This is a genomic window from Parasedimentitalea nitratireducens (assembly GCF_057444295.1).
This window is the reverse complement of the sequence record NZ_JBYAXC010000003.1, coordinates 31,707-43,633: the sequence shown is the minus strand read 5'-3', so window position 1 is coordinate 43,633 and position 11,927 is coordinate 31,707. Positions and strand designations below refer to the sequence as shown.

10 protein-coding genes are annotated in these 11,927 nt (G+C 55.1%); 2 read left to right on the top strand and 8 right to left on the bottom strand.

The window, feature by feature from the left end:
- Positions 1–69 precede the first annotated feature (69 nt).
- From pdxA to lptF, 5 genes are read right to left on the bottom strand one after another with little or no spacing between them, the layout of a single operon-like run.
- A complete protein-coding gene (gene pdxA / locus AC2T28_RS10800) occupies positions 70–1,041 on the bottom strand; it encodes a 4-hydroxythreonine-4-phosphate dehydrogenase PdxA (protein ID WP_486749004.1) in 972 nt (323 codons plus the stop codon).
- Complete coding sequence (locus AC2T28_RS10795; protein ID WP_486749003.1) at positions 1,038–2,306, bottom strand: peptidylprolyl isomerase; 1,269 nt, start codon at positions 2,304–2,306, stop codon at positions 1,038–1,040. The genes pdxA and AC2T28_RS10795 overlap by 4 nt, the downstream gene beginning before the upstream one ends.
- Positions 2,291–4,432: an LPS-assembly protein LptD gene (locus tag AC2T28_RS10790; RefSeq protein ID WP_486749002.1), complete on the bottom strand. Its 2,142-nt coding sequence runs from the start codon at positions 4,430–4,432 to the stop codon at positions 2,291–2,293. The genes AC2T28_RS10795 and AC2T28_RS10790 overlap by 16 nt, the downstream gene beginning before the upstream one ends.
- 1 nt (position 4,433) lies before the next feature.
- A complete protein-coding gene (gene lptG, locus AC2T28_RS10785; protein ID WP_486749001.1) occupies positions 4,434–5,537 on the bottom strand; it encodes an LPS export ABC transporter permease LptG in 1,104 nt (367 codons plus the stop codon).
- Positions 5,534–6,676 (bottom strand): LPS export ABC transporter permease LptF, encoded by a 1,143-nt coding sequence (lptF, locus tag AC2T28_RS10780; protein ID WP_486749000.1) that lies wholly within the window; start codon positions 6,674–6,676, stop codon positions 5,534–5,536. The genes lptG and lptF overlap by 4 nt, the downstream gene beginning before the upstream one ends.
- Positions 6,677–6,855: 179 nt before the next feature.
- On the opposite strand from lptF, the gene AC2T28_RS10775 reads away from it, so the two are divergent.
- Both AC2T28_RS10775 and AC2T28_RS10770 read left to right on the top strand, forming a co-directional pair.
- The gene (locus tag AC2T28_RS10775; protein ID WP_486748999.1) at positions 6,856–8,331 is read left to right on the top strand and encodes a leucyl aminopeptidase; all 1,476 of its coding nucleotides are present in this window, start codon (positions 6,856–6,858) and stop codon (positions 8,329–8,331) included.
- Positions 8,332–8,338: 7 nt separating this feature from the next.
- Entirely contained in the window at positions 8,339–8,797 is a 459-nt protein-coding gene (locus tag AC2T28_RS10770; protein ID WP_486748998.1) for a DNA polymerase III subunit chi, read from the top strand.
- A gap of 33 nt (positions 8,798–8,830) precedes the next feature.
- On the opposite strand, the gene AC2T28_RS10765 is transcribed toward AC2T28_RS10770, so the two are convergent.
- Genes AC2T28_RS10765 through AC2T28_RS10755 form a run of 3 tightly spaced genes read right to left on the bottom strand, consistent with a single transcriptional unit; the run spans position 8,831 to position 11,924 of the window.
- Positions 8,831–9,412: a retropepsin-like aspartic protease family protein gene (locus AC2T28_RS10765; protein ID WP_486748997.1), complete on the bottom strand. Its 582-nt coding sequence runs from the start codon at positions 9,410–9,412 to the stop codon at positions 8,831–8,833.
- A gap of 41 nt (positions 9,413–9,453) precedes the next feature.
- The gene (locus AC2T28_RS10760) at positions 9,454–10,074 is read right to left on the bottom strand and encodes a MarC family protein (protein ID WP_486748996.1); all 621 of its coding nucleotides are present in this window, start codon (positions 10,072–10,074) and stop codon (positions 9,454–9,456) included.
- A complete protein-coding gene (locus AC2T28_RS10755; protein WP_486748995.1) occupies positions 10,071–11,924 on the bottom strand; it encodes an ABC-F family ATP-binding cassette domain-containing protein in 1,854 nt (617 codons plus the stop codon). The genes AC2T28_RS10760 and AC2T28_RS10755 overlap by 4 nt, the downstream gene beginning before the upstream one ends.
- Positions 11,925–11,927 lie beyond the last annotated feature (3 nt).

Below are 11,927 nucleotides of genomic sequence, written 5' to 3'. Positions count from 1 at the left end.
TGGGGCTGGGCGATGTCTGTGTAAGAGTCATCTTGCTTCCGGCGGGGATATTTGGAGCCAGATGAAGGATCAAGGCGTTTGTGCCATGCTCTGTGCCATTTTCAGGGCTTGGATCAGGCTGGTTGGGTTGGCCATGTCCTGTCCTGCTATATCACAGGCGGTACCGTGGTCGGGAGAGGTGCGGATAAAGGGCAAGCCAAGGGTCACGTTGACGCCGCGGTCGAAATCAAGCGTTTTGATCGGGATCAGGGCCTGGTCGTGGTACATGCAGACCGCCGCGTCATAGCGTTTCCTGGCAGCAGCATGGAAGAGCGTGTCTGCGGGGTGCGGACCAGATAGTGAAAAATCCTCGGACTGCATCTCGTCCAGAAGGGTATTGATCCAATCGAGCTCTTCGTGGCCCATGGCTCCGCCTTCGCCAGCATGTGGGTTTAGACCAGCAACCGCAATGCGGGGATGTGATATGCCAAACTGTGCCTGCAGGCCACGCGCGGTGATCTCAATTGTCTGGCGGAGCAGAGCAGGGGTCAACTGCTGCGGTACGTCGGCCAGAGCAATATGAATGGTCGCAGGCACCACGCGCAACTGATCAGAGGCCAACATCATGACAACCCGTTTGCGGTTGGCCAGAGATGCTAGGAATTCGGTATGCCCAGGATAGGCAAAGTTAGCCCCGTCGATCAGGGCCTTTTTGTGAATGGGAGCCGTGCAAACTGCTGAGGCTTGGCCGGATTGGACCAGTTGGACGGCTGTTTCAATCGACCGGATCACGCCAGCAGCGTGTTCTGGTCTGGGTGCGCCCGGGGTAACTGAACCACTAAAGAGCGTTGGCAGCACCGGAAATGAAGTTGAGCAGCAGGTGAGGGCATCAGCTGGAGAGCTGAGCTCAGCAATTGGAGTGCCAGCGGGCAGGTGGCGTGGATCGCCAATCCAGAAAAAGGGACAGCTATCACGCAGCTGTTCCCAGGCTTTGACTGCAATTTCCGGGCCCACTCCAGCGGGCTCCCCACAGCTTAGAGCGATGGGGGGAGCTTGGGTCATTTGATGACAATTTCCGCGTCTGCACGCAACTGCTCGACAAAACTATCGGAAAAGGCGCCAAGTCGCTGTTGGGTCAGCGCATTGGCAATAGCTTCTCGCCCATTGTCCTCACCGGTGCCGAGGTCTGCCGTACGTCCACACATCATCAGCAAAACCAATGTTTGACCATTGTTGCGTGTCAGCATCGTTGAAGTTTCGCCAGAATCAAGCTTTGCCAGTTCCAGAGCAATGTCTTGCGGGATCTCGGCAGGGGTAAGGCTTTGGCGTTCAAGAATCTCTGGATCCTGATCTTTGGCAATTCCATAAAGATCGTCACAGGTGTCAATCTGGCGGGCAATAGTGCTCGCGGTATTCAACGCTTCGGGGCTACGGCCACCTGGAATAAAGTAGCTGGCATATTCTATAGCTGCATACCGAGGTGCTGATCCGGCAATCTCGCGAATTCCACGGAGTTGAAATAAAGCTACGGCCCCTTGCAGCGGCAATGGGGCTGTAATTTCTCCTGGTTTTAGTCCCAATACGACTTCTTGCAGCTGTGGTGGCAATTTGGTCAGGGCGATCCAGCTCAGCCTACCTCCATCGTTGCGGCTGCCTGCGGCTGAGTATTGCTTCGCGGCTGAAGAAAACGCGCCATAACTACCCAGCTGGCTGATTTGCTCCGCCAGTTCTTCGACCTGGCGCGCATTTTGCTCATTGATGGGGATAATCACTTCGGACAGAAGGACTTGAACTCCACCGGTGCCGGCCCGGCCCATTGCACGGTCGATTTCGGCATCGCTAGGCCGTGCTTGGGATAGGAAGCGGGCCCCGACATAGTTGCGCCATGTAAGGCCTGCGGTGGTATAGTCACGCAGAGTTTCAGGGGAGACACCATTTTGGCCGAGAACTTTGATAAATTCGTCTAATGATAGATTGGCGCGTCCAGCCAATTCAGTCATCCCGGCGATGACCTCTTCTTCGGAAACGGTGATGCCAACCTCTGCGGTGGCCGCCTCTTTCAGGCGGTCATTAATCAGTTCATCCCGCGCTTGTTCATAGGGGTCACCAGTTGAACCAAGCAACCGCACGAATTGGGTGCGTTGTTCCAGTTCATAGTTGGTAACAACGGATTCGTTTACGGTGACTGCGGGCGAAAACAGGCCCTGCGCATGTGCCACATCAGGTAGATTTGCCACAGTGGCAAAAAGGAAAGCTGCGGAGGATGCGCGGACGGTGCCGCGTAGTAGGTCCGGAGCAGAGAACCAAGACTTTAGGAATTGCTGCATGATCGCCTGTACTTTTTTGTGCCGCCGTCGACGGAAAATCCATTTAATGCGATGGTAAAGCCGAAATCGGTCGAAGGCTCAACACTTGATGTCGAAGTATAACGCCTGTTGACGGAAAGATCGACCTTTACGCATTCGTTGTTGTAGACAAAGCCTATGCCAGCCCGAGATGCCCGGGCATCGGAAATATCATATCTCAAATTGGCGCTGGCAGACCAGTTTGGGTGGATTTCGTAACTGCCATCAAACCACAATTCAGAGGTTTCTTCAGTCCGGCCCTCGGCTGGGTCGGTCCCGAGCCACAGATAGCTACCTGAGACATCTGCGCGGCCGTCACTCCAGTCACCCCGAAGTTCGGCCTTTGAAAAGTTGAAAGCTCCATTCAACAAACCGCGCGCGGTCAGGGCCAGTTTGTCGTCTAGCTTCAGTTGACCAGCCAGCAACACGTCGGAGGATGTGCCACCAAGGCCCGAGGACTTGGTAAATTGGCTATCGGCTGTTTCTCTAAAAACCTGGCCGATTGTGGCGGAGGCCTGCCAGCCGTCTGATGCATATCGTGCCCAGTTGAAACCATAGACAAACGAAAACCCGTCTTCGCGGGCATCCGTTGCAGGGAACCGCGAGAGTTCCAGCAGGTTGCCTTGGTCGAATTCTACAAAATTGCTTTCGTCATTGGGAACATCGTCTCCAGTCACATCACTCCAGCTCAACTGAGCAATGGGTTCAAGGAAATGAGTGGCTCCTGAAGCGTTGCGGCGCGTCATCGGCAGACGAAATGTAACAGCTCCACGCGGGGTCAAGCGAGTGGCGTTGGAAGGGTAGGAACTATCATCTTGTATTCCGAAGGCATCGGCAGAAAGCCCCAATTGCCCTTCGGTTACAATCCCGCCAGCCAAGTGCCAGCTTTTCTGCCAATCAGCATCAAAAGTTGTACGGGCCACATCGCGGCCTACGATGTCCGTATTCGATGTCCGGCTGTGGCTATGCGCGTGCAGCGTCATCTGCAGTTCACCACCAAGCTGCGCAGGGTGATGGCGCTGTTGGTAGAAGACATCCGCAATGGAAGAGGGGATCTGGGTTTGGTCTTCGCTGTCACGCAGGGTTTTGTAGTAGAAGGCACCAGCACGGAAAAGACTGTCGCGTCTTACCCGTGTTAGGGTTAGCTGCGACCGAAGCCGGTCCAGATCCGGTAACCCATAGTCAGCGAGGTAGGCGTCATCTGATGTTGCTTTGACCTCAAACTCCAGTTTGAAATCGCGCTGCAAGTCAAAGGCACCATCAGCAAACAGGTATCCCCGCATGTCGTTTGGCTGCAGATCATCCCGCGTGACAGCTCCCTCTAGCTCGATAAGCCCATTTCGAAATGCCTGACGATACCGAGCTCCCAGCGTTCGCGTCTTGGATGACAGATACGGGGTGAGAGTCAGATCTCGGTTGTCGCCCAGGGTGAAGAAATACGGAACCTTAACCCCTGTGCCAAGATTAGAGGTTGTTCGCAGAGAGGGGACCAGGAAACCGGTCGCCCGCTCCAGTGTGGGATCAGGCAGACGAATGCCCGGAAAATAGAAAACGGGGACGTCCAGAATACGAAACTGTGCGTTTTCAAAGTACAGCTGTTTTTCAAGCTGGTCGTGAGTGATTTTCTCCGCTCTGATTTGCCAAAGCGGCGGCGATCCGTCGTCGCAGACATGACAGGATGTAACGGCAGTTTTATACAGCTGCGTATAGCGGCCTTCGACGCGGGTCATTTGCTGCGAGGCTAGCTGTAGCTGTTGTTGAAACACCATACGCGCGCCGCTGAGAATGCCGTTGCGCAAGTCCTTGTCGAGTTCGGCAGCCGAGGCGAGGATCGTAATTTCACCGCCTTGATCAATTCGAATTGGGCCTTCGATCTGTAGTGTTCCACTGTCACGGTCAAAGGTGACTTTCTGCGCTCGAAGACGAATGTCGCCCTGAAACGCTTCAACATTTCCTTGCGCAATTAGCGTGCGTTCGCGTGTGATAAAGACCTGATCTGCCACCAGCATTGCTGGTTGGGCATCAGAGGTGTTCGATTGTTGAGCATGCGCGATCGGCGACAATGCTATCCAGGGGACAGCTGCGACAACAAGTAGGGTACGACGCATATTAGCCGTCCTCCGCATGGAGCAGCAGCCCCAAGGTAAGTAAGATAGATGCCACTGGAGGCGCCCAGGCCGCCAAAGCGACGGGGATTTGTCCGTTCTCGCCCAGAATTTGAGCGAAATTGCGAATGAAGTATAGTCCAAATCCCAGAAGAACAGCCGTCAGAACAGCAAGGCCCGTGCCGCCAAAACGAGCATGGCGCATCGTAAAGGCCGCGCCAACAAGCACCATAGCCATCAAAAACAACGGGCGGGCCAATTCAACTTGGAACCAAACTTCGAACCGCTTGGTTGAAAAGCCAGCTTGGTTCAGCGCGCGGATGGTCTCGGGCAGATCGTAAACAGAAATGCCTGATGCGGTTCCAAGGCTGTCTCGAATGCGGTCTTGTGTCAGTGTTGTAGGCAATTGCAGTTCTTCGTGTTCGACAGAGTTCGTTTCTGGATTAACCCCAAGCGTCAATGGCCAAACCTTTGCTTTGAGCAAAAGCCAGTGATCGCCTTGAAGCCTGGCGCTTTGTGCGATGATTTGCTGAACTGGCCCGCCATCAGGCGCATAGGAGACGATGGTGACATCATGCAATGTAATGTTGTCGACCTCGCCGCCATAGCCGGTTGCGTGGATGACCGATTGCCCCTGACTACCCCCTTGGCGCAGCCACAGACCTTCACCAGACAACGAAAGAGCAGCGGGACCACCGTTTCGATAAGTATCAGACAAGTCCTGGTACCGATTTGAAGTGGCCGCGACAATTGGGTTCAGGGTGCTAACGGTCAACACACCGATTATTGCGGCAACTGCGAGCGGCGCCACCAAAGCCCGAATGCCAGACCGACCAATTGCGCGGGTAACGACCAATTCGCTGCTGCGTGCTAAGCCAACAAACAAAACAATTGTAGACAAGATCATGATGAGCGGCAGAAACTCATTCAGCGCAGCAGGAGCGTTAAGCAGGGTCAGATTGACAAGTTGGCCAAACCCGAGATCAAGGCCATCAAAACGGCGAAATTGCTCGTTCAAGTCGATCAACATCACCAAGGTCAATAAAACCGTGCAAATTATCGCGAACCACTGCAAAAAGCGTCGTGCGTAGTACAGATCCAGCTTCATTGGGGGGCCTCTGTCAAATTGGCTCGGGCTGATTTCTTGCGAAACTGTATCGGCTGCGCCGCCAACTGCAGGAACAGCAGTGCGATCGCCACTCCAATGCAAGAAGGTAAATAGATAAGTGGCCACAAATCGGCATTATTCAGCACAGGATCGGCCACGACCCCGCGTAGCCCCTCAACAAAGATGAGCAATACAAAGGCCAATAGCGCCTGGCGCCAGACACCAAACCTTGAGAAGGTGCCCAGCATCAGTGAAGAAAACCCAATCAAAGCAACTGCAATGCAAATCAACGCTCGGGCAAACCTAAGGTGCAGTTCCTCGGCCAACTGACCATGGCTAAAGGCCTCTTGCTTAACGATCTGGTCGGCTTGGGTCAGCAGTTCCATGCTGGAAATCGCCCGAATGTTACGAGATTTTCCGTCTGCTTTGTCGGCTAAGGTGCTTATATCGTACGAGAAATCAGAGAACGCTGTTGAGGAAAGTGTGCGCCCCAATGTGTCCAATCTCAGCGCCATCCCATCCACCATAACAAGGTGGGTGCGGCCTTCGTCGCGAACCAGAAAGGCGCGAGCCCCTGTATAGAGCACGTTTTGATCCTCGGTACGGCGATCTGACAGGAACACATCGTTCAAAGTACCATCTGGATCGATCTGGCGTATGTAGAATGTGACGCCCTTTGCCGGGTGCAGGAAATTGCCTTCGGTCAACAGCTTGGCGGTAACATTTCGCGCAACTTCGGTTTCGCGCTCCTCCAGCTGAGCGATCGAAGTCGGTAATAAAACATGTGTCAGAACAGACATCATCAAAGCGGTAATAACACCAAAGGCAAGCGCAGGGCGCGCCATCTGCCATGGGCTGGTTCCCGTCGCACGCAGAACTGTCAGCTCGCTTTCACTGTTTAGGCGGTTGGTGACCCATACAGCAGATGCAAAAGCCGCAATTGGCAAAACCATTCGAACAAGATTGGGCAATGCCAAAGCGGTAAACTCAAGAAAAACAAGGGCCGACTGCCCATCACCAATTAACCGGTCGAACAGGACAACAGCGCGGTTGATCCAGAACACGGCCACCAGAATCAGCGCGAAAAAGCCGAAAAATAGCAGGTATTGGGACAGCACGTATCTGTCAAATCGTGACACTGCGACCCCCCCAGATCTTGTCATTCGTATTTTTGCCGACCTTAGATGAATTTTGTGTCGGGGAAAACTGCAATTTGCGTTGCAAATGAAGAACCTCGTGCCAGACGGGCACTGGCCAATTGATACACCGCAGGCTAGCTGTTGGGGCAAACCTATTAAGATGAACAGGAGCCTTCCCAATGAGCAGTCTGACACCGATCGAATTCACTGATTATGATCCTAAAGTGCTGGCTGATCTGGAAGGGCGCTTGGTGGTGCTGGTCACGCCCGAGGGAACGATGGATCAGGCTGCACGCAGCGCCAACCGTCTGACCAAGGGGGCACTTGCACGATTGATTGCCAGTGATGCCTTTGCAAAAGCAAAGACTGGTCAGGTAATCTCGTTGGCTTGGCCGACTGGCTTGAAAGTTGAAACTCTGGATATCTTGGTGCTGCCAAGACGGGTGACCCCAATTGAGGCACGTAAAGCTGGTGCTGCATTGGCCAAAACAGGTGCTGGCAAAAGCATGACGGTGATGGCCGGGTCTATGCCAAAAGCCGCTGAACTTGGGCTCGGTATTGCGCTGCGAGGTTACACCTTTGAAGCCCACAAGACAGCAGGAAACGAGAAAGCAGCCGTCACCATAAAAATCGCGCACAAAGCCCATGAAGACATGAGCGAGAAATTTGCACCACTGTTGGCGGTAGCCGAAGGGGTCCACATGACCCGTGATTTGGTCAACGAGCCAGCCAACGTGTTGACCACCACTGAATTTGCCAACCGCCTCGTCGATATGGAAGCGCTTGGGTTGAAAGTCGAAGTTCTGGACGAGGCCGAGTTGGAAAAGCTGGGCATGCGGTCTTTGCTGTGTGTCGGCCAGGGATCGGATAGTCCTTCCAAAGTTGTGGTCATGCAGTGGAATGGCGGCGTCGAGGGCGAGGCTCCGGTGGCTCTGGTGGGCAAGGGCGTGGTGTTCGACACGGGGGGTATTTCTCTGAAGCCGGCCGGTGGCATGGAAGACATGACCATGGACATGGGCGGCGCGGGTGTTGTGGCAGGGACAATGCGTGCTCTGGCGATGCGTGGCGCTAAAGCCAATGTTGTGGGATTGGTTGGACTGGTCGAAAACATGCCATCCGGCAATGCGACACGGCCCGGTGACGTTGTGAAGTCGATGAAAGGCGATACCATTGAAGTGATCAATACCGACGCCGAAGGGCGTTTGGTTCTGTGTGACGTGATGTGGTATGCGCAAGAGCGTTTCAATCCAGTGGGCATGATTGATCTGGCAACCTTGACCGGGGCGATTGTTGTAGGCTTGGGGCATGAAAATGCCGGTGTGTTCTCGAACAATGATGCGCTGTGCAATGTCTTTTTGAAAGCCGCCGCAGCCGAAGACGAAGGCGCGTGGAGAATGCCGCTTGGCAAAGGATACGATGATTTGCTGAAATCCCGTATCGCGGACATGAAAAACATCGGTGGCCGCCCGGCCGGGTCGATCACCGCGGCGCAGTTTTTGCAGCGGTTCACCAAGGATGATACCCCTTGGATCCACTTGGATATTGCAGGCGTTGCCTCGGTGAAGTCGGATACCGCATATGCGCCAAAAGGGGCAACTGGCTGGGGCGTTGCGGCGTTGAGCCGGATGATCCAAGACGGATTTGAGACTGAGTGACGCAAACATGGGTGCGGTTTACTTTTACCACCTGACACGCGGCCCGCTGGACCAGACGCTGCCCGTGTTGCTTGAAAAAGCACGCGGTGCAGGTTGGCGCATTGCGGTTCGGGGCAATGACCCGGATCGCATGGGCTGGCTGGATGAGCGGTTGTGGCAGGGCAGCAAAGACAGCTTCCTGGCGCACGGTCTGCAGGGCGGGGCGCATGATGCGCTTCAGCCGATCTTGCTGACAACTGGTGCCGAAGCGGCCAACTCACCCGAGTGTATTATGGCGATCGAAGGTGCCCCGGTGGCCCCAGACGAGGTTGAAGCGCTGCAACGGGTCTGCGTTTTGTTTGACGGCACCGACCCAGAGGCAGTGCAACACGCGCGCGGACAGTGGAAAACGCTGACCGATGCAGGGTGCAGTGCGCAGTACTGGTCTGAAGAAAGCGGCGGTTGGGAAAAGAAGGCAGAGAAATAGCGAAAAGGTCAACGCCGAAAGGCGCTGACTTTGTTAGCGTGTAAGCAGCAAAGATCCGTTGCGAATTTCAATGCTGGACCACCGTTGCAGGTAGGTCATCCCAAGCAGGGATTGCTCAAGCTCCCCCTGATTTACCCGGACCCGCACGTTTTCGTCTGTGACATTTCCCAGTGAAATGCTGTCGAGCCGAACAGAGGCTGTTCGCACCTCTCCATTGGCGGTGCTGGCGCGGCCCAGATAAGCAAGACTATTGGGGTCTAGTCCCACTTTGTGCGCATCAGTTGCGTTCAAAACGATATCTGTGGCCCCTGTATCGACCAGAAATGTTATCGGAACGGAGTTTACGTCTAAAGTCAGATAATAGTGGCCATCGGATGAGCGCGGAACCTCAATTTGACCGCCGTTACCAATCACGGCTTGCCGTGGACTTACGGTGTGGCGAATGTCGTCCCACAGTCCAAACCCCGCAATTGTGCCCAAGAAAATGAACGCCCAAATAGCCGCCTGCTGCAAGGTTTTATTTAATGTTTGGCGATTTTGAACAAATACCCAAGAGCCAACAACAAGCAGCAACAACACCAGATAAGCCATCCGGCCGAAGTCGAGATCTGCCATTTTTAATCCTCCCAAAACGCACTTTTTGTAATAGGGCGGGGCTACCCGGCAAAGCCAAAATCCTTAAGGCCATCAAGGATAAATTGCACCGAAAGGGCAGCCAGCAACATACCCAGTAAACGTGTAATTACATTGATACCGGTCTTGCCCAGCAGGCGTTCAAATACGCCCGATGCAAGGAACATCAGAACCATGACCGCCAATACGGCCAGCATTACAGTGATGACCATGGCAAACCCTTCAATACCGGGCTTTTGACCGGCCAGAAGGATCATGGTCGCTATCGAGCCCGGACCAGCAATCAGTGGCATCGCCATCGGAAAAATCGACGGATCTTCGATATCGTCTTCGCCACCTTGTTCCTGGCGGCGCTTGGTGCGGCGCTCAAACAGCATGTCCAACGCAGTCAAAAACAACAGCGCACCGCCGGCCACGCGGAACGCAGCCATCGAAATGCCGACAAAACCCAGCACTGCTTCGCCAAATGCGGCAAAAACAGCCAGCAAGATTGCAGCAGTGAAGCACGCACGCAGGCCAACGGATCGGCGGCGGGCAGGGCTCATGCCTTGAGTCAACGCCAGGAAAACTGGCGTCAGGCCAATCGGATCAACGATGACAAACAACGTCACAAAAGAGGTGATCAGAAAGGCGGTATCAATCATGAGGCTTCAGCTTTTTCCAGCTTCTCCAGCGCCTTCATCCACATGGCTTCGGCGCGGTTCAGGGCGACCATGACTTCGGCGTGCTTGCCCTGCCAGACTTTGGCCTGATCTTTGTTCTCTGGTTCGTACATTTCCGGATCACCCAGTTTGGCGTCCAGTTTTTCCTTCATCTGCGTCAGCTTCTCTACCCTTTGCTCGCTTTTGCGGGCTTCGGATCGAAGGGCCAGAATGGCATCGCGAGAGGGGCGCTTGGGCTTTGGCTTGGGCGCCGCCGCCTTGGCGACGGGTTTGTCCTTGGCCAGTAGCAGGTCGCGATAGGACGCGAGATCACCCTCATACGGGTTCACGGTGCCCTTGGACACCAACCATAGACGGTCAGCAACCAGGCTCAGCAAGTGCATGTCGTGGCTGACCAGAATCACTGCACCGCTATAGGCGGTCAGCGCCTCGACGAGGGCTTCGCGGCTTTCAATGTCCAGGTGGTTGGTCGGCTCATCGAGGATCAGCATATGCGGAGCGTCGATGGTGGCCAGCAGCAGCGACAGACGGGCCTTTTGCCCACCGGACAGGCGACCAACTTCGGTATCGGCCTGATCGGCGCCTAGGCCAAATCCGGCCAATCGGGCGCGTAGTTTGGATTGGCCCTCGTTAGGGCGTTCGCGTTGCAAGTGCATCAGCGGCGTTTCATCGATGAACAGCTCATCCACCTGATGTTGGGCAAAGAAACCAATGCGAAGTTTGTTCGATTGGGTCATCTTGCCCGACATCACCTGCAGGCGTGCCGACAGCATCTTCGCCAAGGTGGATTTACCCTGTCCGTTTTTCCCCAGCAGAGCGATCCGGTCGTCCTGGTCGATACGCAGGTCCAGCTTGCTTAGAATTGCCTTGCCATCATACCCAACCGAGGCACCCTCGGTTGCGATAATTGGTGGCGACATCTCCTCGGGCTCGGGGAAGGTGAATACAGTGCGCGCCGCATCTTCGGGCGCGCGGATGGTTTCCATCTTTTCCAGCATTTTTACGCGGGATTGTGCCTGTTTGGCTTTACTTGCCTTGGCCTTAAACCGGTCAACAAAGCTTTGCAGGTGGGCGCGGCGTAGATCTTGTTTCTTGGCGGCAGCGGCCTGTACCGCACGGTTGGCGGCACGCTGTCGGGCAAATTGATCGTAGTTGCCCGAGTAGAACGTCAACCCGCGGTCTTCCAGATGCAAGATGCCATTGACCGAGCGGTTCAGCAGTTCGCGGTCGTGGCTGATGATGATCACGGTGTGCGGGTACTTCACCAAATAGGCTTCGAGCCACAATGCGCCTTCAAGATCGAGATAGTTGGTCGGTTCGTCCAGCAACAACAGGTCAGGCTCGGAGAACAATACCGCCGCAAGCGCTACCCGCATTCGCCAACCGCCGGAAAAATCAGAGCAGGGGCGTTGCTGGGCTTCGACGTCGAAACCCAAACCCTTGAGAATCGAGGCTGCACGCGCTTCCGCGGACCAGGCGTCGATATCGGCCAAGCGGGTCTGGACCTCGGCGATCCGGTGAGGGTCGGTGGCGGTTTCAGCCTCGGCCATCAGGCTTGCGCGCTCGGTGTCTGCTGCCAACACGGTATCGATCAGCGAGACATTCGACGATGGCGCCTCTTGCGAGATACCGCCAATACGGGCTTTGTTGGGCAGCGAAATGTCGCCAGACTCCAACACCAGCTCGCCATAGATCAGGCGGAACAGTGTGGTCTTCCCGGTGCCATTGCGGCCAACAAGGCCCACTTTGTGCCCATTGGGAATTGTGGCGCTGGCGCCTTCGAACAGGGGCCGACCTTCGACCGCGTAATTGATATCTTGGATGCGTAACATGGG

Bases quoted from the DNA above. Each gene is read 5' to 3' on its own strand.
- AC2T28_RS10760 (WP_486748996.1), bottom strand. From the start codon at position 10,074: ATGATTGATACCGCCTTTCTGATCACCTCTTTTGTGACGTTGTTTGTC.
- AC2T28_RS10770 (WP_486748998.1), top strand. From the start codon at position 8,339: ATGGGTGCGGTTTACTTTTACCACCTGACACGCGGCCCGCTGGACCAG.
- AC2T28_RS10755 (WP_486748995.1), bottom strand. From the start codon at position 11,924: ATGTTACGCATCCAAGATATCAATTACGCGGTCGAAGGTCGGCCCCTG.
- AC2T28_RS10765 (WP_486748997.1), bottom strand. From the start codon at position 9,412: ATGGCAGATCTCGACTTCGGCCGGATGGCTTATCTGGTGTTGTTGCTG.
- AC2T28_RS10790 (WP_486749002.1), bottom strand. From the start codon at position 4,432: ATGCGTCGTACCCTACTTGTTGTCGCAGCTGTCCCCTGGATAGCATTG.
- AC2T28_RS10775 (WP_486748999.1), top strand. From the start codon at position 6,856: ATGAGCAGTCTGACACCGATCGAATTCACTGATTATGATCCTAAAGTG.
- AC2T28_RS10795 (WP_486749003.1), bottom strand. From the start codon at position 2,306: ATGCAGCAATTCCTAAAGTCTTGGTTCTCTGCTCCGGACCTACTACGC.
- lptG (WP_486749001.1), bottom strand. From the start codon at position 5,537: ATGAAGCTGGATCTGTACTACGCACGACGCTTTTTGCAGTGGTTCGCG.
- pdxA (WP_486749004.1), bottom strand. From the start codon at position 1,041: ATGACCCAAGCTCCCCCCATCGCTCTAAGCTGTGGGGAGCCCGCTGGA.